Origin of the sequence: Streptomyces sp. SJL17-4, assembly GCF_036826855.1 — a bacterium.
GTDB lineage: Bacteria > Actinomycetota > Actinomycetes > Streptomycetales > Streptomycetaceae > Streptomyces.
The window spans coordinates 6,592,586-6,616,808 of sequence record NZ_CP104578.1; the positions used below are offsets into that span (position 1 = coordinate 6,592,586).

Genomic DNA, 24,223 nt, shown 5'->3' on the forward strand with positions numbered 1-24,223 from the left:
TCTCCTCGGAGCGGTCGACGGTACGGAAGGCGATGCCGCGATCTGGTATACCACGGGGGTTCTGCAAGCTCCTGGCCCCGCCCGGCCGAATCCTCGTCCCCGGCCGATCCCCGGCCGGCCCCCGCCCCCGCCGCCCCTCGCCCCGTCACCAGGCCAGGTCCTCCAGCGCGTCCAGGTCCGGCACCGCCGTCACGGTCGGTTCCGCGTCGTCCGCGCCCACCCGCAGTTCGGCCCAGATCGTCTTGCCGCGTCGGCCGTAGCGGGTGCCCCAGCGCTCCGCGTACTGCGCCACCAGGTACAGACCGCGCCCGCCCTCGTCCGTCGCCGCCGCGTGCCGCAGGTGCGGCGAGGTGCTGCTGCCGTCCGACACCTCGCAGATCAGCGTCCGGTCGTGGAGCAGCCGTACCCGGACCGGGTCGGCCCCGTACCGCACCGCGTTCGTGATCAGTTCGCTGAGGACCAGCTCCGCCGTGAACGCGAGCCCGTTGAGCCCCCACTCCGACAGCTTCTCCGCCGCCGCGTTGCGCACCGGCGAGACCGCCGACGGGTCACGCGCCACCTCCCACTCGGCGATCCGCTCGCGGTCGAGCAGCCGGGTGCGGGCCACAAGGAGCGCGATGTCATCGCGCGGCGTGGGCGACAGGAGCGTCGCGAGGGCGTCCGCGCAGGTCTGCTCCGGGCTCCGGTCGGGGCGGGCGAGCGTGGACTTCAGCATGCCCAGACCCGTGTCGAGGTCCCGGCCCCGGTCCTCCAGGAGCCCGTCCGTGAACAGCACCAGCTTGCTGCCCTCCGGCAGCAGCAGCTCCGTCGCCTCGAACGGCGCGTCACCCAGGCCGAGACCCAGCGGCAGACCCGGCGACAGCTCGGGGAACTCCACCCGCCCGTCGGGCCACACGAGCGCCGGCCCCGGATGCCCCGCGCTCGCCACCGTGCACCTCCCCGACGCCGGGTCGTAGATCGCGTACAGGCAGGTCGCGCCGGTGATGCCCTCCTCCCGCCGCCGCCCCTCGCCGTCCTGCCCCTCCGACTCCCGGTCGTCGATCCGGCCCGTCAGCTCGTCGAGGTGCCCGAGCAGCTCGTCCGGCGGCACGTCGAGCGTCGAGAAGTTGTGCACCGCCGTCCGCAGCCGCCCCATGGTGGCCGCCGCGTGCAGCCCGTGCCCGACGACGTCCCCGACGACGAGCGCCACCCGCGCGCCCGGCAGCGGGATCACGTCGAACCAGTCGCCGCCCACGCCCGCCTTCGCCGGGAGATAGCGGTACGCCACGTCCACCGCGCTCTGCTCCGGCAGCACCCGGGGCAGCAGGCTCCGCTGGAGCGTCACCGCCATCGCGTGCTCCCGGGTGAACCGGCGCGCGTTGTCGATGGCGACCGCCGCCCGCGCCGCCAGCTCCTCCGCGAACGACAGGTCCTCCTCCCCGAACGGCTCCGGCGTGTCCGCGCGCCAGAAGTTCGCCATCCCCAGGACCACCCCACGGGCCAGCAGCGGCACCGTGAGCAGCGAGTGCATCCCGTAGGCGAGGGCCTGCGCCGCCCCCTCCGGGTCCTGCTCCCGCCAGCCCTCCGCCGAGGCCAGCTCCGCCTGCGCCATCGCGTGCCCCGCGCTCAGGGCCGTCGCCATCGGGGTACTGGGCACGTCGAACCGAATGGTGTCCCCGACCGGCTGGAGCGGCTGGTCGGGCCGTAGCCCGCTCAGCGCCGTCCGCCGCATCTCCGTGGTCGCCGGCGCGGACGACGGCGGCTCCTCGCCGCGCAGCACCGGTTCGAGCAGCTCCACCGTCGCGAAGTCCGCGAACCGGGGCACCGCGACCTCCGCCAGCTCCTCCGCCGTCCGTACGACCTCCAGGGTCGTCCCGATCCGTACCCCCGCCTCGTAGAGCAGCTGCAGCCGGCCGCGGGCCACCGCGGCCCGGCCGGTCAGGGCGGCCAGCTCGGTGGTGTCCCGCATCGTCATCACGCATCCGGACTCCCGCCCCGCCGGGAGCGTGGGCCGTACGCTCACCGCGAGGAGACGGTCGCCCGCCCGGTGCACCTCGTCCGTCGCCGACCGGCCCGACTCCAGGAGTTCGACCGTCCGGGCATCGAGTCCGAGCTCCGAGACGTGCCGCCGCTCCATGTCCACCGTGAGGCCGAGCAGCCGGCGCGCCTCGTCGTTGGCGAGCAGCAGCCGGCGGTCCGGGCCCACGATCAGGACCCCTTCGCGCACCGCGTGCAGGACCGCCTCGTGGTGCTCCTTCATCCGGGTCATCTCGGCCGGACCGAGTCCGTGCGTCTGCCGCCGCAGCCGCCGGCTCACCAGGGCGGCCCCGCCCACGGCGAGCACGAGCGCGCCGCCGGCCGCGCCGATGAGCATCGGCAGCCGGTCCCGCACCGCGTCCGTGATGTTCTCCACCTCGACGCCGCTGGTGACCATGCCGACGATCTTGCCCTGGTCGTTCACGACCGGGACCACGGCCCGTACGGCGTCGTTGGGCTCTCCACGGAACAGCTCCGTGTAGGACTCGCCGTCCACCACCGCCCGGTTGAGGTCGCCGGTCGCCTTGAGGCCGATCAGCTCCGGCTCCGAGTCGGTGTACCGCACGCCGTCCGGGCTCAGGACCGCGATGAAGTCCACCCCCGTCGCCCGCCGCGTCTCTTCCGCCCGTTTCTGGAGCTCGGCCGTCGGGTCGGGCGCGACGAGCGCCGCGTCGACGCCGGGCGCCTTCGCGAAGGCCTCCGCGACCGCGAGAGAGCGGACCCTGGCGTCCCGCTCGGTGTCGCTGCGCGCCTGGTAGAACGTCACGAACACGGCCGCCGCGATCACCAGGAGCGCGATCAGCGCCTCCAGGGCGAACACCTGCCCGGCCACGCTCCGCAGACCCGTCCCGTCGCGCTCACCGGAGCGCTTCTCCCGCGCCCCGGAGCGCTTCCCCCGCGCCCCGGGGCCCGTCGCGCGTGCCCCGCCCCGGGCCGTCATCCCGTGCTCCGGGCGATGAGCAGCGCCACGTCGTCCGGCGCACCCGGGCGGCGCAGCGCCCGAAGGAGTTGGTCGCAGGTCTCCTCCAGAGGCCCGCGCATGTCGTCGAGGAGGCCCACGAGCAGCGCGAGCCGCTCGTCGATCGCCTCGTGGCGGGTCTCGATCAGACCGTCCGTGTAGAGCACGAGCCGGTCCCCGGGCCGGAAGGCCACCCGCGTCGTACGGAACGTGCCGCCGCCCACCCCGAGCGGCACCCCCGGCGGTACGGTCACCAGCTCGGCCGGGCCGTCCGCCGGGACCCGTACCGGCGGCAGATGCCCCGCGTTCGAGATCCGGCACCGGCCGAGGGCGGGGTCGTGCACGGCGAAGAGACAGGTCGCGATGTAGTGCTCCAGGCCCGCCGTGATCCGGTCCAGGTGCCGCAGGACCTGGGCGGGCGGGAGATCGAGGTCGGCGAACGCGCAGGTGGCCGTCCGCAGCCGCCCCATCGTCGCCGCCGCGTCGATCCCGCTGCCCATCACGTCCCCGACCACCAGCGCCGTCTTGTCGTCGGGCAGCGGGATCACGTCGTACCAGTCGCCCCCGACCTCGCTCGACGCCTGCGCGGGCTGGTAGCGGGCCGCGACCTCCAGACCCGCCCGATCCGGCGGCGAGCCCGGCAGCAGACTGCGCTGGAGGGTCACCGCCGAGTTCCGCACGCTCTGGTACCAGCGCGCGTTGTCGATGCTCACCGCCGCGCGGGCCGCGAGCTCCGTCGCGAGCAGCACGTCGTCGCCGTCGAAGGGCAGCTCGTTGCGGTCCCGTTTGAGGTCGAGCGCGCCGAGCACCTCGCCGCGCGCGATCAGCGGCACCGCCAGATACGAGTGCACCCCCGCACGGGCGAGCAGCTCCGCCGCCTCGGGACTCCGCGCGATCCGGGCCAGGTCACCGGGGCCGACGTGTTCCACCAGGACCGGCAGCCCGGTGTGCACACACCGGGTGACGAGCCGGTCCGCCCCGTACATGGTGATCGCCCCGGGCGGGTCCGCCGCGGGCAGCGCCTCCGTCCTGGCCCCGGCCTTCACCGCGAGCGCCCGGAACAGCTCGGGCCCCTCGTCGGGCGCGCCCGGTCTGCGCAGTGCGAGGACGGAGTCGAGGACGTCGACGGCGGCGATGTCGGCGAGCTCCGGTACCACCACCGAGGCCAGCTCGTCGGCGGTCTTCTCCACCTCCAGGGTGGTGCCGACCCGGGCCGAGGCGTCCGCGATGAGCGCGAGCCGCCGCCGGGACCGGTCGGCGTCCGCGTCCGCCAGATGCCGCTCGGTCACGTCGATCACCGAGGCCGCCACCCCCAGGACCCGGTCCTCGGCCCCTTCGAGACGGTAGAAGGACACCGACCAGGAGTGGTCGCGGTCAGGGTCGGCCGGGGTCCGCCCGACGGTGGGATGGTCGAGCAGCGGCGTCCCCGTGGCCAGTACGGTGCGCAGCGCGGTCTCCAGGGCCTCCGCGTCGATCCGCGGCAGCATGTCGCCGATCCGCCGCCCGATGTGCAGCGCGGCCGGTACGCCGTTGATCCGCTCCAGGGCCGGGTTCACCAGGACGTAGCGCAGGTCGGTGTCGAGTACGGCGAGGCCGATGGGGGACTGGGAGACCAGCCGGTCGGAGAGCGCCAGCTCGGTCTCGACCCGTTCGACGGCGCCGCGGTCGGCGGCGATCCCGAGCGCGTAGAGCCCCCCGAGGTCGTCGGTGAGCCGCATGTTGCGGAACTCCACGGGCCGTACGCTTCCGTCCTTGTGCCGTACGGGGAAGGTGCCGGCCCAGGTCATGCCCTCGCGCAGCACCTCGCCGAAGAGGCGCATCGCCTCCTCGCGGTGGTCCGCGTCGACGACCAGCCGGGCCATGTACCGGCCCAGGGCCTCCTCGGCGCTGAAGCCGAAGAGGTCCTCGGCCTGCGGGCTCCAGAGCACGATCCGGCCGTGGGCGTCGATGACGACGGCCGCGACCCCCAGCACGTCGAGAAGGCCCTTGCCGTCCAGGGGCACACCGACCTGCCCCGTCGTCCCCGGGAAGGAACCGGCCGTCACGCTGCCCTCCTCCCGCCGCGCCTCCTTCCATGCTCGCCGCCCGCCGGTCGCCCCGCACCGCGAGCGCCCCCGGGGCGCGGGCGGAGCCGGGCCCTCAGCGGACCGGTACGGACGCGTCCGGCGTGCCCGTCGCCCGGTCGCGCCCGCGCCGCCCCCGTACCGCGACCGCCGCCGCCCATCCCGTCCCCGCGAGCGCGAGCAGCGGGGGCAGGACGCGGACGTCGACCAGGGCGACCAGGCCCGCGCCGAGGGCGAGGGCCAGCGCGTTCGGTGCCATGACCAGGGTGTGCGCCGTCGCCGCCATTCGGCCCACCGCTGTCGCCGGCGCCTCCCGCTGCACGGCCGTCGCGACCGCCACGAGGACCCACGGCATCCCCAGTCCGATCGCCGCGCTCGCCGCCAGAGCCGTCGCCTCGTACGGCAGCGCCCGTACGCCCACCGCCACCGCGAACAGCGCGAGACCGGCCGCGGCGAGCGTCCGCTCCGGCATCCGGCGCAGCAGCGGGCCGGTGACCAGGCCCGCGAGGACCGAGCCCCCGCCCTGCACCGCGTAGAGCACACCGGCGTACGCGGGCGCGTGCCCGAGCCCCCGGTCGACGACCGCGTAGATCGCGGCCCCGTTCACCCCGGCGAGCAGCATCGTGAACGCGCCCGTCGCGACCAGTGGCCGCAGCACCGGCGAGGCGCGGAGCAGGCGGGCGCCCTCGGTGGTCTCCCGCCACCAGTGCCCGGACCCCGGCCGCGCCGGGCGCTCCTCCCGTACGGGCATCAGCGCGAAGAGCCCCGCCGCGAGGGCGAAGCTCGCCGCGTCGAGCAGGGCGACGGTCCCGCCGCCGTACGCGGCGAAGAGGCCGGCCGCCATGAGCGGGGCGATCAGCTTCATCGACTCGTTCGCGGTCATCCGCAGCCCGTTGAACGTGCCGAGCCGCTTCTCGTCCAAGGCGGTGGCGACCAGGGCCTGTTCCGCCGCCTCGTGGACGGCGCCCTGCGCCCCGTACACGACGAGGACGGCGAAGAGCAGCCACACCCGGTCCGCCGAGTCCACCCACAGCAGGACCGGGAGGAGCGCGGCCATCGCCAGGTCGAGGCCGACCAGGAGCGGCCGCCGCCGCACCCGGTCCGCGAGCGTGCCGAGCAGCGGCCCGAGGAGGACGGGCGCCCAGAGGGCGAAGGCGGTCAGGGCCGCGAGACTGTCGGAGCCCGTCAGCGACTTGACCCATATCCCGGAGACCAGCCACATCGCCGTCGTACCGAATCCGGACACGACGACACCTGTCAGATACCAGCGCATGGGCTCAGGCTGGCGTCTGAGGGGCCTCCGGCGGATCGGTCACATGCCCTAGGGGTGTCGTGTCGATCAGGCCGGGCTCGCGGCGTCCGGCACGGCTCCCCGCTTCTCGTACCGCAGCGCGGCCCCCGTCACCACCGCGCCCAGGCCCTCCCAGAGGCCCACGCCCAGGAAGCCGGCCGGGGCGCGGCCGGTGACGACGGCGAGGGTGAAGACGGCGCAGGTGAGGAGCCGGAAGGGCACTGTCCACCGGAAGAAGGGCTTCCAGTCGGCCAGCGCGGCCAGGACGTAGTAGACGCCCATGTTGAGCGCCGCCATCGAGGAGGCGGTGAGGAAGACGAGCGTGTGGTCGCCGTCCGCGCGCCCGCCGTCGGGCACCGGCTCGAAGCCCATCACCGTGAGCAGCGCGTCCGGTACGACCAGCCCCACCACGCCCAGAGCGGCGGCGAGCACGCCGAAGACCGCGATCGTCCAGCCGGACAGGGAACGGGGCAGGCGCACGGCGGTCCTCCGCGAGGTGAGAGCAGGATCAGCGGATCACTGAACGAGATTCGAATGCGCGCTCGGTCGCGAGCGTGACCCTGCATATCGTGTGACGGGCCCCGACGGCCAATCGGGGCCCCCGCCGCATCACTTCACCGCCTCACTTCAGCGCCGCGGCCATCATCTTCTGCGCCACCGGCGCCGCCAGACCGTTGCCGCTGACCTCGGAGCGGGCCGCGCCCGAGTCCTCGATCAGCACCGCGACGGCGACCTGCTTCCCGGGCGTCCCGTCGGAGGGGGCCTTCGCGTACGAGGTGAACCAGGCGTACGGCGTCTTGCTGTTGTTCTCACCGTGCTGCGCGGTACCCGTCTTGCCACCGACCTCGGCCCCGCTGATGGCCGCGTTGGTGCCGGTGCCCTCCTCGACCACGGTCCGCATCGCGCTGCGCAGCTGCTCGGCCGTCGACGAGGAGACGATCCGCTCGCTGTCGCCGTCCTCGAAGGTCGTGAGCGGGTCGCCGTCGGAGTCGACGACCTCCGACACCATGTGCGGCGCGGCCAGCAGGCCGTCGTTGGCGATCGCCGCCGACACCATCGCCATCTGCAGCGGGGTGGCGGTCACGTCGAACTGGCCGATGCCGGTCAGCGCCGTCTGCGCCTTGTCCATGTTGGACGGGTAGACGCTCGCGTAGGCGCGGACCGGGACGTCGAGCTCGGCGTCGTTGAAGCCGAACTTCTCCGCCATCGCCTTCACCTTGTCCTGCCCCAGGTCGGCCGCCATCTTGGCGAAGACGTTGTTGCAGGAGTAGCGGAGGGCGGTGCGGATCGTGGCGTTCTCGCAGGGCGCGGAGGCGTTCTCGTTCTTCAGCACGGTCCGGGTGTTCGGCAGGGTGTACGGGTCGGGGCTCTCCGTCGCCGTGTCCACCGAGCCGTACAGACCGTCCTCCAGGGCCGCCGCCGCGACCACCAGCTTGAAGGTGGAGCCGGGCGGCAGCGGCTGCCGTAGGGCCCGGTTGACCAGCGGCTTGTCCTCGTCGGTGGTCAGCGCCTGCCAGGCGTCGCCGTCCGAGGTCCCGGCGATCCTCGACGGGTCGTAGGACGGGGTGGAGACCATCGCGAGGATCCGGCCGGTGGCCGGGTCGACGGCGACGGCCGCGCCCTTCGTGTCCCCGAGCGCCCGGTAGGCGGCCTTCTGCACGGCCGGGTCGATCGTGGTGACGACCGTGCCCGGCTGCTGCTGCTTGCGGGTGAGGGCGTCGAGCGGGTTCTTCAGCCGGTCGTCGGTGCCGTCGAGGACGTCGGAGTAGATGCCCTCCAGCTGGGTGGCCCCGTACGCCTGCGAGCTGTATCCGGTCACCGCCGCGTACAGCTCGCCGTCCGTGTACGTACGGCGGTACTCGAGGTCCGTTCCCTCCGTCTTCTTCGAGCCGGTGACCGGCGAACCGGCCACGACGATGTTCCCGAGCGGCTGCGCGTACTGCGCGATCGTCTTCCGCCGGTTCTTCTTGTCGTCCGCGAGCGCCTTCCCCTCGTACGCCTGCACCCAGGTGGCCCGGCCCAGCAGGGCGAGCACCAGGAGCAGCACGAAGACCGAGGTGCGCCTGATCGTCTTGTTCATCGCACTTGGGGGGACGAACGAGCCGATGGGGGACGTTCCAGAGGTGGCCGGTTTCTCAGCGAACCTTCATGCGGGGCGGACCGTCGTGTGGCCGCCGTCACCCGCCGGACGAAACGCGCCGGCCGCCGTCACCCCGTCCGTACGAACCCCGACTCGTACGCCAGGATCACCGCCTGCGTGCGGTCGCGGGCGCCCGACTTCGCCAGGACCGACGCCACGTGCGTCTTGACCGTCGCCGCGCCGACGCCCATCCGGCCCGCGATCTCCGCGTTCGTGAGGCCCGTCGCCACCAGGCGCAGCACCTCCGCCTCCCGCTCGGTGAGCCGCGCCACCCAGGGCGGCGCCACCGGCGGGCGGTTGCGGGCGTGCTCGGCGGCCAGGCCCCGTACCGCCGCCGGGTAGAGCAGCGAGTCGCTCCGGGCGACCAGCCGGACCGCGCTCACCAGCTCCTCCGCCGCCGCCCGCTTGAGGACGAAGCCGGCCGCGCCGACGCGCAGCGCGTCGTACACGTACGCGTCGTTCTCGAAGGTGGTCACCACCACGATCCGGGGCGGTTCCGCCATCCCCGCGAGGATCTGCTCGGTGGCCCGGATCCCGTCGATCTCCGGCATCCGGACGTCCATGAGGACGACGTCCGGCCGCTCGGCCCGCACCACCGACACCGCCTCGGCCCCGGTGGACGCCTCGCCGACGACCTCCAGGTCGGGCTCCGCGTCGAGGATGACCCGCAGGGCCGTCCGCACCATCCGCTCGTCGTCGGCGAGCACGATCCTCAGGGGGGCGCTCATCGGGGGATCCTGACCACGAGGCGCCAGACGCCGTCCGCCGCGCCGGCCTCGGCGGTGCCGCCGAGCAGCCGGGCCCGTTCCGCGATCCCGCGCAGGCCGCGCCCGCCGTTCGGGCGGACGACCGGCGGCCGCGCGGGCAGGGGGTTCTCCATGGTGATCTCCAACTCCTCGGTACGGGCATCGAGCCGTACGGTCACGGGCTCCCCGCCCGCGTGCCGGGCCGCGTTCGTCAGCCCTTCCTGAACGATCCGGTACGCCTCGCGGGACAGCGCCTCCCGTACGGGGGCCAGGTCGCCGGAGACGGTCAGCGCCACCTTCGGTCCCGCGCCCCGCACCAGGGCCTCCAGGGCGTCGAGCCCCGGCCCCGGGCCGGGCGCCGAGCCCGCCCCGGCCCCGTCGCGGGCGTCCTCGTCGTGCCGCAGCAGCCCGAGGACCCAGTCCAGCTCGCCGACCGTGCGCCGGGTGGTCTCCTCGATCGCGGTCAGCGCCTCCCGGACGAACGCCAGGTCCGCCCCCTCGCCACCGTCCAGGACCCGGCGGGCGGCGCCCGCCTGGAGGGTGACCGCGCTCAGCGCGTGACCGACCGAGTCGTGCAGCTCCCGGGCCAGCCGGTTGCGGGACTCCGCCTCCGCCGCGCGCCGCTCGGCCGCGGCGAGCCGGTCCGCCGGGCTCGGCCCGAGCAGCCGCGGCGCCTCCCGGGCGAGCAGAGCCCCGGTCGCGGCGGCCACGGCGGCGAGCGCGAGCAGCATCAGGAGCCCCGCCGGGATCGCGGCCCAGCTCCACCAGGGCCGGTCGAGTCCCCAGAGCCGGCCGAGTTCCGACTCCCGCAGCGACGGGGAGAACGGCAGCGCCAGCACGGTCACCGCGAACGGCGGAAGCGCCAGGGTCGCCCCGCTGATCAGCGCCCCGGCGCCCAGGTGCAGCGTGAACCAGCCGGCCGTCCGGGCCTTCGCCTCCCGGCCCTGGGCGGGGCCGTCCGCGAACCGGTCCGCCGGCACCCCGCACAGCGCCCGCGCCGCCGCCACCGACATCGGCCGGGCCAGCGGGAACAGCGCGGCGACCGCGACCAGCGGCAGCCCCACCGCGTACGCCCCGAACTGCACCGCGAGGCTCCCGGTGAACAGGCCGCCCGCGCCGAACAACATCGCCACGACCACGGAACCGACCATCCAGAACGGCATGAACAGCGCGCCGCCCACGATCAGATGGAGCCAGCGCCGCCGGGCCCGCTGCCCGAGGAGGGCGACCGCGAGGCCGGCGACCGCGGGACGGGAGGGCGCGTACCGCCTCACGCCTCGGTGCTCCGCCGCCGCAGGACCGCGGCCAGACAGGCGGCGAGGAGGAGACCGGTGATCATTTCGCCAGCGTAGGTCAGCTGCGACAGGCCCGTGAGCCGCTTGGCGGGATCCGTGTCCGGCATCAGCGCGACCAGCGACATGTAGGCGCCCCAGCAGCCCGCCATGCCCGAGCCGGTCCAGGCCAGGGCGGCGACGGTACGGGTCTTCAGTGCGGCGGGCCGGCGCAGGACGAGGAGGAGGGTGGCGGTCACGGCGAGGACGAGGAAGACGATCCACTGGGCTTCCAGGACGGTGAAGTCGGCGTCGCGGTCGGCGATCTGCCGGGGAGACAGGCCCTCGGTCCCGCCGGACAGCCACATCGTGTGGACCGTGAGGGGGACGAGCGCGACCGCGCCGGCGGCCAGGGCGGTGGCCCGTACGCCCCGCCCGGCGGTACGGGCGGACAGGTCACCGAGGCGGCCGCGCAGGAGCCGGCCCCAACGGTCGCGCGCGTACAGCGCGAAAAGGGTTCCGAGGGAGAGGCCCTGGAGGATGAAGCCGCCGTAGACGACGGCGAACACCCAGGAGTGCAGGAAGGGTTCGGAGGGCGCCGCGGCCGCCTCGTCGCCGCTGAGGGCCGCGACCGCCAGCTGGATCGGGTAACCGGTCATGATCGGGGCGAGCAGCCCGGTCGCCGCCCACATCGGGAGCGCCAGGAGCCAGGCGGGCACCCGCCGGCCCCAGGGCTGGGTGAGGAGCAGGGCGAGGACGACCACGAGGGCGTCGGCCACCACCGAGACGGAGTTGCCGACGATCAGCAGCTGCCGGTGTTCCAGGAGCACGCTCCCGGCGGGGATGCCGATCTCGCTGCCCGCCACCCAGGCGATCTTGATCGAGATGTACGGGACGCACGCGAGGATCGCGAGCAGGCGCAGGGCCCGACGGGCGGGGCCGGCGCGGCCCTCGGTGCGGGGCGCGGGAGAGGGCGCGGGGGAGCGGAGGAGCTCGGTCTCGGTCATGGCTCCAGGCTCGTACGGGGAGGGCGGGAGCCACGTCCTGCCCACCGGTGATCCGCCTCCGCCGCACGGGGGAGACGGGGTCGGCCGAAAGGGCCGTGGGAGGCGGAGGCCGGCCGAGGGGCGCGCGCGTCGGGCGCAAGAATTGACCCACGTTCTTCTGGATAAATTGCACCCTTCGCGGGGGTCAATGGCCCTCTAGGGTAGTGATCATGAACGAGAACGCGCCCTTCGCCCCGCTCCTGACCCGCGCCGCCACCGCCGAGACCACGGCGGACCCCAGCAGCGTCATGACCCTCCTCGCCGACTCCGACACCACCGGCGGTCAGCTCACCAGCTACCGCTCCACCTTCGCCGAGGGAGCCGTCGGTGCCCCGGCGCACTTCCACACCAAGGCGTCGGAGATGTTCTACGTGCTCGACGGCTCGCTCCAGGTCCTCGTCGGCGAGGAGCTGTCCGTCCTGGAGAAGGGCGATTTCCTGCTCGTCCCGCCGCGCACCGCGCACGCCTTCGCGGCCGCGCCCGGCGCCGAGGCCGACGTCCTCTTCGTCTTCACGCCCGGCATGGCCCGCTTCGACTACCTGCGTCTGCTCGGCCGGGTCATGCGGGGCGAGGCGAGCTTCGAGGAGATCAAGGCGTCCTCGGAGCAGTACGACAACCACTACGTGGACAGCCCGGTCTGGCAGCAGGCGCTCGCCGAGCGCGGCTGACCCTCCGGGCCCCAGAGGTGGTGGCTGACCCCTCCCGTGGCTCAGAGGTGGCGGGCTGACCCCTTCCCGTGGCTCGGAGGTGGCGGGCTGACCCCTTCCCGGGGCTCAGAGGCGGCGGGTCGCCAGCGTCAGCCGGTCCCGCGCGTCGAAGAGCGCGTCCTTGATCATCTGCTCGTGGGCCGGGGTGAGCCGCGCCACCGGCACCGAGCAGCTGATCGCGTCCCTCGCCGGGGTCCGGTAGGGGATGGCGACGCCGAAGCAGCGCAGCCCCAGCGTGTTCTCCTCGCGGTCCACCGAGATGCCCTGCTCGCGGATGACGCGCAGTTCCTCGATGAGCTGCTCGCGGTCGGTGATGGTGTGCTCGGTCAGCGCCGGGAGGGTCTCCGGGAGCAGCTTGCGCACCTGGTCGTCGGTGTGGGTGGCGAGCAGCGCCTTGCCCAGCGAGGTCGAGTGCGCGGGCAGCCGGCGCCCGACGCGGGTGAACGGCCGCAGGTAGTGCTGGGACTGACGGGTCGCCAGATAGACCACGTTGGTCCCGTCGAGCCGTGCCAGGTGGATGGTCTCGGTGGTGTCGTCGGAGAGCCGGTCCAGGGTGGGCCGGGAGGCGGCCACCACCTCGTCGCCGTCGATGTACGAGGTGCCGACGAGCAGCGCCCGTACGCCGATGCCGTACCGCGTGCCGGTCGCGTCGGTCTCCACCCAGCCCAGCTCGACCAGGGTGCGCAGCAGCATGTACAGGCTGGACTTGGGGTAGCCGACGGCCTCCTGGACGGCGGCGAGCGAATGCATCCCCGGGCGTCCGGCGAAGTACTCGAGCAGCTCCACGGTCCGCACCGCGGACTTCACCTGCGCTCCGCCCGCGTCGGCAGTCGCCATGACCCTCGCCCCTTTTCCGTCCTGCGGTCTTCCCCTGCCCGGTGGCCGGACAGAGCCCCTTGTGGAGACGGCCGGGCCGTCCCTAGAGTCCCGTACGGATGGCGTTCATCTACGGGAACTGTGTTCAGAATAGCGAACAGGGGCGTGGCAGTGGCGGCAGAACCAGTGTGGAGTGTGGACCCCCGGACGGGGAAGCCGCGCGAGCAGGTCGGGGTGGAGGCCACGACGGAGGACGTCGACCGGGCCGTACGGGCCGCGCACGAGGTCCGCGGGGCCCTCGCCGACCGGTCCGTACGGGCCGCCTTCCTCCGCACCGCGGCCGACCTCCTCCAGGGGGCCGGCGAGCGGATCGTCGAGACCGCGGACGTCGAGACCGCCCTCGGTCCGGTCCGCCTCAACGGCGAACTCGCCCGTACAGCAGCTCAGTTGAGGGCGTTCGCCGAGGTCGTCGACGAGGGCTCCTTCCTGGACATCCGGATCGACCTGCCCGACGCCGGAGCCATCCCGCCCCGGCCCGACCTGCGCCGCTGGAAGATTCCGCTCGGCGTCGTCGCCGTCTACGCCGCCAGCAACTTCCCGCTCGCCTTCTCCGTCCCCGGCGGAGACACCGCGAGCGCCCTCGCGGCCGGCTGCCCCGTGGTGATCAAGGCCCACCCCGACCACCCGGCCACCTCCGAACTCTGCGCCTCGCTGCTGCGCGAGGCCGCCGCCCAGGTGGGTCTCCCCGAGGACGTCGTCGTCCTCGTCCACGGCTTCGACGCGGGCGTCGCACTCGTCCGCCACCCGCTCGTCGCGGCCGCCGGCTTCACCGGCTCGGTGCGCGGCGGACGGGCCCTCTTCGACGCGGCCGCCGCCCGGCCCGTCCCCATCCCCTTCCACGGCGAACTCGGCTCCCTCAACCCGGTGGTGCTCACCCCCGCCGCCGTCGACGAGCGGGCCGAGGAGATCGGCGCCGGACTCGCCGGCTCCATGACCATGGGCGCGGGCCAGTTCTGCACCAAGCCCGGCTTCGTCCTGGCCCCTTCGGGCGAGGCGGGCGACCGCTTCGTGGGGGCGCTGACGGAGGCCCTGAGCGACATCGAGCCGGCCGTGATGCTCGACCACCGGATGCGCGACCACTTCGTCACCGGCACCGACGAGATGACCCGGATCCCCGGCGTCACCGCGCCGGTGACCCCCGCCGCCGGGGGGCCGCACACCGTCAGGGCGGGCTTCCTGACCGTCGACGCCAAGACCCTGCTCGACGGCGAGCACCCCAGCCTCGTGCAGGAGGTCTTCGGCCCGGTCACCGTCGTCGCCCGCTACGACTCCCGTACCGAGATCACCGAGGTCCTCTCCCAGGTGCCCGGAAACCTCACCGCCACCCTGCACATCGGTGAGCGGGACCAGGACGAGGACGCGGCCCCGCTCCTCGCCGAACTCACCCCGCTCGCGGGCCGCGTCCTCGTCAACGGCTGGCCCACCGGCGTCGCCGTCGCCGCCGCCCAGCACCACGGCGGCCCCTACCCGGCCACCACCTCCACCGGCACGTCGGTCGGCGCGACCGCGATCGAGCGCTGGCTGCGCCCGGTCACCTACCAGTCGACCCCCGACCACCTGCTCCCGCCGGAACTCCGCGACGGCAACCCGCTGGGCCTGCCCCGCCACTGAGCCGGCACCGCCTCACCCTCCGACGCGCACCACGATCTTCCCGAGGTGCGCGTCGGACTCCATCAGCCGATGGGCGTCGGCGATCCGCTCCAGACCGTCGAAGGTCTCGGCGATCACCGGCGCCAGGGAGCCGTCGCGCAGCCCCGAGCCGATGAACCCGGCCGCGCGGCGACGCCCCTCCTCGGTCCCGACGAACGCCCCGTTGGCGTACGTGTGGACCGTCTGCGGCCAGTTCATCGACAGGGCCACCGGCCGAGGGTCGAGCCAGCCGTACAGCACGGCCGTGCCACCGGGCCGCAGCGCGTCGCCGAGCCGGGCGAACCCGGGCCCGCCGATCGCGTCGAAGGCCAGGTCCGCGCCCGCTCCGCCGGTGATCCGCCGTACCTCCTCGACCAGGGCATCGGCGTCCCCGCTCTCCGTCGTGATCACCTGCGCGGCCCCGAGCTCCAGGAGCCGCTTCCGCTTGTCCTCACCGCGCGTGGTCGCGACCGGTACGGCTCCGACCCGCAGCGCCGTCTGGATCGCGGCCGTCCCCACCCCGCTGGACGCCCCCGTGATCACCACATGGTCGCCGGCGCCGAGACCACCGGTCAGCACCATGCCGCCGTACGCGGTGGAGTACGTCAGCCAGACCGCCGCGGCCGTCACCGCGTCCACCCCCTCGGGCCGGGCCACCAGGTACTCCTCCGGCAGCACGACCCGCTCCGCGTACACCCCGTGCGTCCCGAATTCGAAGTTGGCCGCCGCCATGACCGGATCACCCGGCGCGTACGCGGTGACTCCCGCCCCGACCGCCTCGACAACCCCCGCCGCCTCGTAGCCGAGCCGCGAACCCGGCAGGGTCGCCGGGTAGTAGTAGGTGCCCGCGCGGAACAGCGCCTCGGCGCGGTTGAGCCCGATCGCCTCGACCCGCACGAGCACCTCGCCGGGACCGGGAGCGGGCAGCGCGACCTCCTCCACGGAGAGGACCTCGGGCCCGCCGGTCTCATGGAACAGAACTGCCTTGGTCGTCATGCCTGTTGTCGTGCCTGTTGTCATGTCTGTTGTCGTCATGGAGACGACGCTAGAAGCAGGACGGAAGACGATCCATGTCCCCGTGACTCTCCCTGATGTCCGATCGTCTCGCGCGCGTCGACGCGGAGTACGGTGCCGGGATGGACGTACTGAGCGATGCCATCGCCGCCATGCGCACCGGACGGCCCCACTCCTCCCGCACCGTCCGCTTCGCCCCCTGGGGCTTCCGCTTCCCGGCCGGCAAGGGCGCCGGATTCCACGTCGTCGTCCAGGGCACCGCCTGGCTGCTGCCCCCGGACGGCGCCGCCCCCGTCGGGCTCGGCCCCGGCGACGTCGTCTTCCTCGCCCACGGCACCGGGCACGGCCTCGCCGACAGCCCCGACACCCCGCTCCTGGAGGCCCTGCCCGCCCCCGACGGCTCCTGGCCCACCTCGCCCGACCGAGGCCCGATCGGCAGCGACGAGACCCTCCTCCTGTGCGGCTCCTACCAGCTCAGCCGCGCCCGCGCCCACCCGCTCCTCACCGAGCTGCCGCCGTACGTGCACATCCCCGCGCGGGCCGGCGGCCATCCCCGGCTGCGCGCCGCCGTCGACCTGCTGGGCGCAGAACTCGCCGAACCCCAGCCGGGATCCGACGCGATCGTCCCCGCCCTGCTCGACACGCTCCTGCTGTACCTGCTGCGCACCTGGTGGCTCACCGAACGCGCCGACCGCTCCACCGGCTGGTCGGCCGCCCTCGCCGACCCGGCGGTCGCGGTCGCCCTCCGGGCCCTGCACGGCGACCCCGCGCGCGCGTGGACGGTCGAAGAGCTCGGCGCCCTGACCGGCCTCTCCCGCGCCGCCTTCGCCCGCCGCTTCACCACCCTGGTCGGCCGCGCCCCCCTCGCGTACCTCACCTGGTGGCGAATGACCACGGCGGGCCGCCTCCTCCGCACCGCCGACCTCCCCCTCCGCGCGGTCGCCCAGCGCTCCGGCTACTCCTCGGAGTTCGCCTTCGCCAAGGCCTTCAAGCGGGAGTACGGGCTGGCCCCGGGCCAGTACCGCAAGGGGGCCTGAGGCCGCCCGGCCGGCCGGGCCGCATGCCGGCCGGGCCGTCCGTTCAGGTGCGGTGGCCCGGCAGGCGGAGGGACGCCAGGGTCGTCAGGGTCAGGAGGGACGCGCTGATCAGGAGGCTCGCGCGGAGGGCCGATTCCATCGACGTGGCCGCCAGGGAGCCGAAGACCGCGATGGCGAGCGCGCCCGCCGTCTGCCGGGCCGCGTTCAGAAGACCCGCCGCCGTGCCCGCGCGGTCCGCCGGTACGGCCTCCATCATCGAGGCGATCAGCGGCGGCAGCGAGAAGCCCGCGCCCAGGGCGAGGGGGACCAGAAGGAGGGCCTGGGCCGTCCGTGAGGTGTGCGCGTCGACCGTGAGCAGGCCGAGCAGGCCCACCACCGCGACGGTCTGGCCGAGGACGATCGGCAGCCTCGCCCCGTACCGCGCCGCCGCCCTCCCCGACAGGATGTTCACCCCGGCGAGCAGCCCCGTCATCGGCAGGAACATCAGCCCCGCCGCCAGCGCCGAGAGCCCCAGCACCTGCTGGAAGAAGAGGCTGAAGACGAACAGCATCCCGTAGAAGGCCACGCTGTTCGCCGAGCCCGCCGCCACCGCGACCGCCACCGTGGTGTTCCGGAACAGACCCAGCGGCACCACCGGGTGCCGCCGCCGCGTCTCGATCAGGAGGAAGGCGGCGAACGAGACCCCCGCGAGCCCCAGCGCCCACCACCCCTCCGTACCGCGCTCGATGGCGGCGAAGGTCAGCGCCCCGAGCGCGGTCATCGCCGTCAGCTGCCCCGGCAGGTCCAGTGGGGCGGGCCTGCGCTCCGAACGCGCCACCCGGCTCAGCAGCGCCAGCGCGAGCAGCCCCAGCGGCAGGTTGACGAAGAAGATGCCCCGCCAGCTCCACGCCGTGGTCAGCGCCCCGCCCGCGACCGGCCCGAGCGCCACCGCGACCGTGCCGCCCGCCGCCCACAGCGACACCGCCCGCGCCCGCCGCCCCGGATCGCCGTACGCCTCCCGTACGAGCGCGAGCGAGGCCGGCAGCATCACGGCCGCCGCCGCACCCTGTACCGCCCGCGCCGCCAGGAGCGCCGGAAGGCCCGGGGCGAGGCCGCAGGCCGCCGAGGCGAGGACGAAGACGACGGCCCCGATCCCGTACGCCCGGCTCGCCCCGACCCGGTCGGCGAGCGCCCCGCTGGAGAGCAGTAGCGCCGCGAAGGCCAGGGTGTACGCGTCGACCACCCACTGGAGCCCCGACATCCCGGCCCGCAGATCGGCGCCGATCGCCGGCAGGGCGACGTTCACGACGGAGGTGTCCAGCGTGATCAGCGCGAAGCCGAGCATCGCGGCGGCCAGGGCCGGGCCCGGGGAGGGGACACCGGAGGAAGTAGAGGAGGCGACAGGGGCTTCTGCGCGTTCGGTCGATGACATGCCCCCAGCTTCATGATCGGCGGAGTCGTACAGTAGTGGCCCGAATGCCATATGCCCGGAGGTTCTGGCCACATGACAGCCGAGTCCGCGGCCGAGTCCGCGGCCGCGTCCCGCGTCCGCCGCGTCGCCGTGATCGCCGCCCCGCCCGTCTCGATGTTCAACCTGGCCATCCCCGAGATGCTGTTCGGCAAGGTCGAGATCGACGGCGCTCCCGGGTACGAGACGGTCATCTGCGCCCCCGACCCCGGGCCCGTCACCACCACCGGCGGTCTCGACCTGGTAGTCCCGCACGGCCTCGACGCCGTCGCCGGGGCCGACACGGTGGTCCTCGCGGGCAGCGGCTCGTACACCGACCCCGACCCGCGCATCCTCGCCGCACTGCGCGGCGCCGCCACGGCCGGCAGCCGGATCGCCTCCATCTGCACCGGTGCCTTCGCGCTCGCCGAGGCCGGACTGCTCGACGGCCGGGCCGCGACGACGTACTGGGCGTACCGCTCACTGCTCGCCGCCCGCCACCCCGCGGTCGACCTCCAGGACGACGTGCTGTTCGTGCAGGACGGGTCCGTGCTCACGTCCTCCGGATACGCGGCGGGCATCGATCTCTGCCTGCACGTCATCCGCACCGACTACGGCGCCGCTGTCGCCAACAGGGTCGCCCGGCTCGCCCTCGTCGCACCCGTACGGCCCGGCGGTCAGACCCAGTTCACCCAGACCCCGCTGCCGCCCGAGCGCGGGGTCTCTTTCGCCGCCACGCGCGCGTGGGCGATGGAACACCTCGACGAACCGCTCGGCCTCACCGACCTCGCGCGGCACGCCGGCGTCTCGGTCCGCACGCTCTCCCGCCGCTTCCACGCCGAGACCGGCGTCAGCCCGCTCCAGTGGCTGCTGCACCAGCGCGTGGAGCGGGCGAAGGAGCTCCTGGAGACCACCTCGTTCGCCATGGACGGGGTGGCCCGCGCGAGCGGCCTCGGTACGGGGGACTCCCTGCGCCGGCACGTCCTGGGGCGCACGGGCCTCACCCCGAGCGCCTACCGGTCCGCCTTCAGCCGTCTGCCGGCCGCAGGCGGGGCCACCCGGGCCGCAACCGCAACCGCAGCCGCGACCGCCGCAACCGTCCCGGCCGCAACCGCCCCGCCCTCCCGCGCGTCCTGAACAACCATGATCCGACCCGCCGGCCCCGCCGATCTCGACGCCGTCGTCGCCCTCCACACCGAGGCCCGCGCCACCTACTACCGCGGCCACATCCCCGACGCCGACTTCCTGGGCCCCGAGGAGATCGCCCGCTCCCGGGCCGGCTGGGCGGCCGCCGTCGACCGCGGGGCCGTGCTCTGCGCCGTACGGGACGGGGAGCTCGCGGGCATCGCGGCGTACGGGGAGCGCGACGGCCTCACCCACCTCACCCAGCTCCACGTCCTCCCCGCCCGCTGGCGTTCGGGCGTCGGCGCCGAGCTCCACGCGGCCTGCGTCGACATCTGGCGGGCCGCCGGGGCGACCGAGGCGCGCCTGGAGGTGTTCGAGAAGAACGAGCGCGCCCAGGCCTTCTACGCCGCCCACGGCTGGACCCCCGACCCGGAGACCCCGCGCGACGGCGACCACCTCGTGCTCCGGCTCACACTCCGGCCGGAAACGGAATGAAATCCGCCGCCGGGATCGTTGTCGCGACGGAACACCCCGAACACCCCGCCGCCCCACCCCGGAGAGAAGTCACATGCGCGTCGAGATCTGGAGCGACATCGCCTGCCCCTGGTGCTACATCGGCAAGGCCCGCTTCGAGAAGGGACTCGAGGCCTTCGCCCACCGCGACGACATCGAGGTCGTGCACCGCTCCTTCGAGCTCGACCCCAACCGCGCCAAGGGTGACACCGGCCCCGTCCTGGAGATGCTCGCCACGAAGTACGGCCGCACCCTCGACGAGGCCCGCGCCATGGAGGCGCACGTCGCGACCAACGCGCACGCCGAGGGCCTCGGCTACCGCACCGAGGGCCGCGACCACGGCAACACCTTCGACATCCACCGGCTGCTCCACCTCGCCAAGGACCGCGGACGGCAGAACGAGCTCCTGGACCTGGCCTACCGCGCCAACTTCGCCGAGGAGCGCTCCGTCTTCGACGCCGAGACCCTGGTGACGCTGGGTGTCGAGGCCGGTCTCGACGAGGCCGAGGTGCGGGCCGTCCTCGCCGACGACTCCGCCTACGCCGACGCCGTACGCGAGGACGAGCGCGAGGCCGCCGAACTCGGTGCGAACGGCGTGCCGTTCTTCGTCCTCGACCGCCGCTACGGCATCTCCGGCGGCCAGCCCGCCGAGGTCTTCACCCAGGCTCTCGAGCAGGCCTGGCAGGGCCGGACCCTGCAGACCGTCGGAGGCGACGCGGCGGTCTGCGACACCGACGGCAGCTGCGAGGTCCCGGGCGCCTGACCGGCCCGCACCCCTCTCACCTGCGGCGATAAGAGGCGCTTGGAGATTCCCCACGATCGGCCCCCATTGACGGGTGATCGCGGGGAACCTCAGGGTGGGCTCATGGAACCCCTGGAAAAGCCGCTCGGCGGTGCCGAGTTCGCGCCCAACCACACCTATCTCAACACCTCGACCTGCGGGCTGCTGCCCCGCCGGACCATCGACGCGATCACGCTTCTCGCCGAGGAGACGGCAGCCGGCCGTCCGGGCGGCGCCGGGGACTTCGAGACCGTGGCCGAGGCCCGCGCCACGTACGGCCGGCTCGTCGGCGTCCCGCACGAGCGCGTCGCCGTCGGCAGCTCGGTCGCCGTGCACTGCGGCATGATCGCCCAGTCGATGCCCGCGGGCTCCGAGATCCTCTTCCCCGAGGGCGACTTCTCCTCCGTCATCACCCCCTTCACGATCCGCGGCGACCTCAGGACCCGGTTCGTGCCCCTGGACCGGCTTGCCGAGTCCGTCGGCCCCGACACCGCGCTCGTCGCCTTCTCGGCCGTGCAGTCGGCGGACGGCCGGACCGCGGACTTCACCGCGATCCGGGCCGCGGCCGCCGCGCACGGCGCCCGTACGCTCCTGGACGCCACCCAGTCGGCCGGCTGGCTGCCGCTGCGCGCGGGGGAGTGGGACTACACGGTCGCCGGCGGCTACAAGTACCTGCTCTGCCCGCGCGGGGCGTCCTTCCTCACCGTGACCGAGGAGGCGCAGGACGCGCTGGTCCCGATCCACGCCAACTGGGTCACCGGCGAGGAGCTGTGGGTGAACAGCTACGGCCCGGTCCGCGAACTGGCCCGCAGCGCACGCCGTTTCGACGAGCCCCCGGCGTTCCTCTCGTACCACGGGGCGGCCCGCTCGCTCGCGCTCCTGGAGGAGATCGGCATCGAGCGGATCGAGGCCCACAACAAGGGGCTCGCTGCCCGCTTCCGCTCCGGACTCCTCGCCCTCGGCCACGCGCCGGTCATGGACGACTCGACGGTCGTCGCCGTCCCCGGCCTCGGGGACCACGCGGAGGCGCTGCGCGAGGCGGACGTCCTGCTCGCCGCCCGCGCGGGCAATCTGCGCGCGTCCTTCCACCTCTACAACACGGCGGCGGACGTGGACCGCGCCCTGGAGGTCCTGGCGGGCTGACCCCCTACCGCGTCGGCGGAGGATGTACGCACCGGAGTACCGCAGCACCCGGAAACGCAGGGAAGGGCGGGGTCCGACATCGGACCCCGCCCCTCCCCCTCCCCCTCCCGTACGCGGCTCGGCGTACGCGGACCGATCAGACCGCCCACGCCTCCGTGACCGCCCGGCGCGCGCCCTCCAGGTCCACCGCGCGGCCCGTCTCGCCGAGCGCGGCGCCCAGGGCGGCCAGCGAGGACTGCACGGCGCCCGGCGTCGCGTCCACCCCGTAGTGGTTGACCCGGATCATCTCCTTCGCGAGCGCCCCGCCGCCCGCGATCAGCGGCAGCGACGGATCGGCGGCCAGCGCCTCGCGCACCAGCTCCGAGGCGTCCACCCCGGCCGGTACGCGCAGCGTCGTCGCGACCGGCGCCGCGTCCTTCGCCTCGTACACATACGGCTCAAGGCCGCCGCCGAGCGCCACGGCGCCCGCCCGCGTCGCGGCGGCGGCCGAGGCGTGCCGCCCCATCAGGGCGCCCAGGCCCTCCGCCTCGATCCGCTCCACACACGCCTCCAGGGCCAGCATCTCCAGCTGCGCGGGAGCGTGCAGCAGCGCCTTCCGGCCGCCGTCGATCCAGCGCTCCTTCCAGTCCAGGAGGGAGAGGTACGAGCGGCGCGGCGCGGCAGGGTTGGCGGCGAACCGCTCCCACGCCCGCGCGCTCACCGACACCGCCGACACACCCGCGGGCCCGCCCATCGCCTTCTGCGCGCCGATGATGCACATGTCCACGCCCCAGGCGTCCGGCAGCACCGGCTCGGCGCCGATCGACGCCACCGCGTCCAGGTAGAACAGGGCGCCGTGGGCCCGTACGACCTCACCGATCTCCGCCACCGGGTTGGTGTTGCCGGTCGCCGCCTCCGCGTGCACCAGGGACACGAAGTCGATCTCCGGGTGCGCGGCGAGCGCCTGCTCCACCTGGGCGGCCGTCACCGCCGTGTGGAAGGGCACCTCCAGGTCGACGACGGTCGCGCCGCAGTCCCGCAGCCAGTTGCCGAAGGTCTGCCCGTACGGCCCCGTGACCACATTCAGGGCGGTCGAACCGGCCCGCGCCCCGCTGCGGATGCACCCCTCCAGGGGGAGCAGCGCCTCGCCCTGGGTGATCACCACGTCCTGCTCCGTGGAGAGCAGCGCGGCCACCCGCCGCTCGATCGACGCGAAATGCGCGGCGGTCAGCGGGGCCAGGTCCAGGAGCGGATGTGTCACGGTCACGGCGGTGCCTTCTTCGACTCGGATTCGTGCGGGCGGAACTCCGGATCAGGGTACCGAGGGGCCCTCCCCGGCCGGGGTCCCGTCCTCGTACAGTGCAGACATGAGTGATCACGCGGTGCTGCACGTGAAGGGACGGGTGCTGGTCGGCCCCGAGGACGTCCGGGACGAGCTGTGGTGCGTCGACGGACGGGTCACCTTCGACCGGCCCGCCGCCGAGGCCGTCACCGTCGAGGGCTGGGTGCTGCCCGGACTCGTCGACGCCCACTGCCACGTCGGCCTCGACCGGCACGGCCCCGTCGACGAGGCGACCAGCGAGAAGCAGGCCCTCACCGACCGGGACGCGGGCACCCTGCTGATCCGGGACGCGGGCTCGCCCTCCGACACCCGCTGGATCGACGAGCGGGAGGACCTGCCGAAGATCATCCGCGCGGGGAGGCACATCGCCCGCACCCGCCGCTACATCCGCAACTACGCCCACGAGATCGAGCCCGCCGACCTCGTCGCGTACGTCGGCCGCGAGGCCCGGCGCGGCGACGGCTGGGTCAAGCTCGTCGGCGACTGGATCGACCGCGAGGCCGGTGACCTCACCGCCTGCTGGCCGCGCGCCGAGGTCGAGGCGGCCATCGCCGAGGCCCACCGGCTCGGCGCCCGCGTCACCGCGCACTGCTTCGCGGAGGACTCGCTCCGCGACCTCGTCGAGGCCGGCATCGACTGCATCGAGCACGCCACGGGCCTCACCGAGGACACCATCCCGCTCTTCGCCGAGCGGGGCGTCGCGATCGTCCCGACCCTGGTCAACATCGCGACCTTCCCGCACCTCGCCGACGGCGGCCAGGAGAAGTTCCCCCGCTGGTCGGCCCATATGCGGCGGCTGCACGAGCGCCGGTACGACACCGTGCGCGCCGCCTTCGACGCGGGCATCCCGGTCTTCGTCGGCACCGACGCGGGCGGCTCCCTCGCCCACGGCCTGGTCGCCGAGGAGGTGGAGGAGCTGACGAAGGCCGGCATCCCGCCGATCGACGCGCTCGCGGCCACCGCCTGGGGAGCCAGGGCGTGGCTGGGGCGTCCCTCCCTGGAGGAGGGCGCCCCGGCCGACCTCGTCGTCTACGGCGAGGACCCGCGCGCGGACGTCCGCGTCCTCGCGGCACCGCGCCGGGTCGTCGTCAACGGCCGCGTGGTGGGGTAGCCCCCGCCG

The 24,223-nt window shown here is 74.2% G+C and carries 20 protein-coding genes; 8 read left to right on the forward strand and 12 right to left on the reverse strand.

From position 1 onward, the window contains the following. Nucleotides 1-145 precede the first annotated feature (145 nt). The 8 genes from N5875_RS29635 to N5875_RS29670 form a co-directional block, all read right to left on the reverse strand. A complete protein-coding gene (locus tag N5875_RS29635; RefSeq protein WP_318207139.1) occupies nucleotides 146-2,956 on the reverse strand; it encodes a SpoIIE family protein phosphatase in 2,811 nt (936 codons plus the stop codon). Next, entirely contained in the window at nucleotides 2,953-5,019 is a 2,067-nt protein-coding gene (locus N5875_RS29640; RefSeq protein WP_338497235.1) for a SpoIIE family protein phosphatase, read from the reverse strand. Before N5875_RS29640 ends, N5875_RS29635 begins: the two co-directional genes overlap by 4 nt. Nucleotides 5,020-5,113: 94 nt before the next feature. Further along, on the reverse strand, nucleotides 5,114-6,310 hold the full coding sequence (locus N5875_RS29645; RefSeq protein WP_338497238.1) for an MFS transporter: 1,197 nt from the start codon (nucleotides 6,308-6,310) through the stop codon (nucleotides 5,114-5,116). A 66-nt stretch (nucleotides 6,311-6,376) separates the two neighbouring features. Further along, nucleotides 6,377-6,808, reverse strand: coding sequence for a hypothetical protein (locus N5875_RS29650; RefSeq protein ID WP_338497240.1), 432 nt, complete (start codon nucleotides 6,806-6,808; stop codon nucleotides 6,377-6,379). Nucleotides 6,809-6,950: 142 nt separating this feature from the next. Further along, nucleotides 6,951-8,408: a penicillin-binding protein 2 gene (locus N5875_RS29655; RefSeq protein ID WP_338497241.1), complete on the reverse strand. Its 1,458-nt coding sequence runs from the start codon at nucleotides 8,406-8,408 to the stop codon at nucleotides 6,951-6,953. Nucleotides 8,409-8,536: 128 nt separating this feature from the next. Further along, nucleotides 8,537-9,196, reverse strand: coding sequence for a response regulator transcription factor (locus N5875_RS29660; RefSeq protein ID WP_318207134.1), 660 nt, complete (start codon nucleotides 9,194-9,196; stop codon nucleotides 8,537-8,539). Further along, on the reverse strand, nucleotides 9,193-10,488 hold the full coding sequence (locus tag N5875_RS29665; protein WP_338497243.1) for a histidine kinase: 1,296 nt from the start codon (nucleotides 10,486-10,488) through the stop codon (nucleotides 9,193-9,195). Before N5875_RS29665 ends, N5875_RS29660 begins: the two co-directional genes overlap by 4 nt. Further along, the gene (locus N5875_RS29670; protein ID WP_338497246.1) at nucleotides 10,485-11,492 is read right to left on the reverse strand and encodes a hypothetical protein; all 1,008 of its coding nucleotides are present in this window, start codon (nucleotides 11,490-11,492) and stop codon (nucleotides 10,485-10,487) included. Before N5875_RS29670 ends, N5875_RS29665 begins: the two co-directional genes overlap by 4 nt. 209 nt (nucleotides 11,493-11,701) lie before the next feature. Between N5875_RS29670 and N5875_RS29675 the strand changes: the two genes are divergently transcribed. Beyond that, entirely contained in the window at nucleotides 11,702-12,199 is a 498-nt protein-coding gene (locus N5875_RS29675) for a cupin domain-containing protein (RefSeq protein WP_338497247.1), read from the forward strand. Nucleotides 12,200-12,304: 105 nt separating this feature from the next. On the opposite strand, the gene N5875_RS29680 is transcribed toward N5875_RS29675, so the two are convergent. After that, nucleotides 12,305-13,075 (reverse strand): IclR family transcriptional regulator, encoded by a 771-nt coding sequence (locus N5875_RS29680; RefSeq protein WP_338497248.1) that lies wholly within the window; start codon nucleotides 13,073-13,075, stop codon nucleotides 12,305-12,307. Nucleotides 13,076-13,240: 165 nt separating this feature from the next. Here N5875_RS29680 and N5875_RS29685 point away from each other — a divergent pair, with 165 nt between their 5' ends. Next, on the forward strand, nucleotides 13,241-14,725 hold the full coding sequence (locus N5875_RS29685) for an aldehyde dehydrogenase (NADP(+)) (protein ID WP_338499302.1): 1,485 nt from the start codon (nucleotides 13,241-13,243) through the stop codon (nucleotides 14,723-14,725). A gap of 12 nt (nucleotides 14,726-14,737) precedes the next feature. Here the strand turns inward: N5875_RS29685 and N5875_RS29690 are convergent, their stop codons facing one another. Beyond that, complete coding sequence (locus tag N5875_RS29690; RefSeq protein ID WP_338497250.1) at nucleotides 14,738-15,778, reverse strand: zinc-dependent alcohol dehydrogenase family protein; 1,041 nt, start codon at nucleotides 15,776-15,778, stop codon at nucleotides 14,738-14,740. A 101-nt stretch (nucleotides 15,779-15,879) separates the two neighbouring features. On the opposite strand from N5875_RS29690, the gene N5875_RS29695 reads away from it, so the two are divergent. Further along, nucleotides 15,880-16,794: an AraC family transcriptional regulator gene (locus tag N5875_RS29695; protein ID WP_338499303.1), complete on the forward strand. Its 915-nt coding sequence runs from the start codon at nucleotides 15,880-15,882 to the stop codon at nucleotides 16,792-16,794. 43 nt (nucleotides 16,795-16,837) lie between these two features. Here N5875_RS29695 and N5875_RS29700 read toward each other — a convergent pair whose 3' ends face one another. After that, nucleotides 16,838-18,205, reverse strand: coding sequence for an MFS transporter (locus N5875_RS29700; protein WP_338497251.1), 1,368 nt, complete (start codon nucleotides 18,203-18,205; stop codon nucleotides 16,838-16,840). Nucleotides 18,206-18,277: 72 nt separating this feature from the next. On the opposite strand from N5875_RS29700, the gene N5875_RS29705 reads away from it, so the two are divergent. From N5875_RS29705 to N5875_RS29720, 4 genes are all read left to right on the forward strand, one after another. Continuing rightward, on the forward strand, nucleotides 18,278-19,357 hold the full coding sequence (locus N5875_RS29705) for a helix-turn-helix domain-containing protein (protein ID WP_338497253.1): 1,080 nt from the start codon (nucleotides 18,278-18,280) through the stop codon (nucleotides 19,355-19,357). A gap of 6 nt (nucleotides 19,358-19,363) precedes the next feature. Beyond that, a complete protein-coding gene (locus N5875_RS29710) occupies nucleotides 19,364-19,840 on the forward strand; it encodes a GNAT family N-acetyltransferase (protein ID WP_318207126.1) in 477 nt (158 codons plus the stop codon). Nucleotides 19,841-19,913: 73 nt separating this feature from the next. Then, the gene (locus N5875_RS29715) at nucleotides 19,914-20,621 is read left to right on the forward strand and encodes a DsbA family oxidoreductase (protein WP_338497254.1); all 708 of its coding nucleotides are present in this window, start codon (nucleotides 19,914-19,916) and stop codon (nucleotides 20,619-20,621) included. Nucleotides 20,622-20,723: 102 nt separating this feature from the next. Further along, the gene (locus tag N5875_RS29720) at nucleotides 20,724-21,782 is read left to right on the forward strand and encodes an aminotransferase class V-fold PLP-dependent enzyme (RefSeq protein ID WP_318207124.1); all 1,059 of its coding nucleotides are present in this window, start codon (nucleotides 20,724-20,726) and stop codon (nucleotides 21,780-21,782) included. Between the two features lie 136 nt (nucleotides 21,783-21,918). On the opposite strand, the gene N5875_RS29725 is transcribed toward N5875_RS29720, so the two are convergent. Beyond that, a complete protein-coding gene (locus N5875_RS29725) occupies nucleotides 21,919-23,022 on the reverse strand; it encodes an aminotransferase class V-fold PLP-dependent enzyme (RefSeq protein ID WP_318207384.1) in 1,104 nt (367 codons plus the stop codon). A gap of 106 nt (nucleotides 23,023-23,128) precedes the next feature. On the opposite strand from N5875_RS29725, the gene N5875_RS29730 reads away from it, so the two are divergent. Continuing rightward, nucleotides 23,129-24,214 (forward strand): amidohydrolase family protein, encoded by a 1,086-nt coding sequence (locus N5875_RS29730; protein ID WP_318207123.1) that lies wholly within the window; start codon nucleotides 23,129-23,131, stop codon nucleotides 24,212-24,214. Nucleotides 24,215-24,223: the final 9 nt, after the last annotated feature.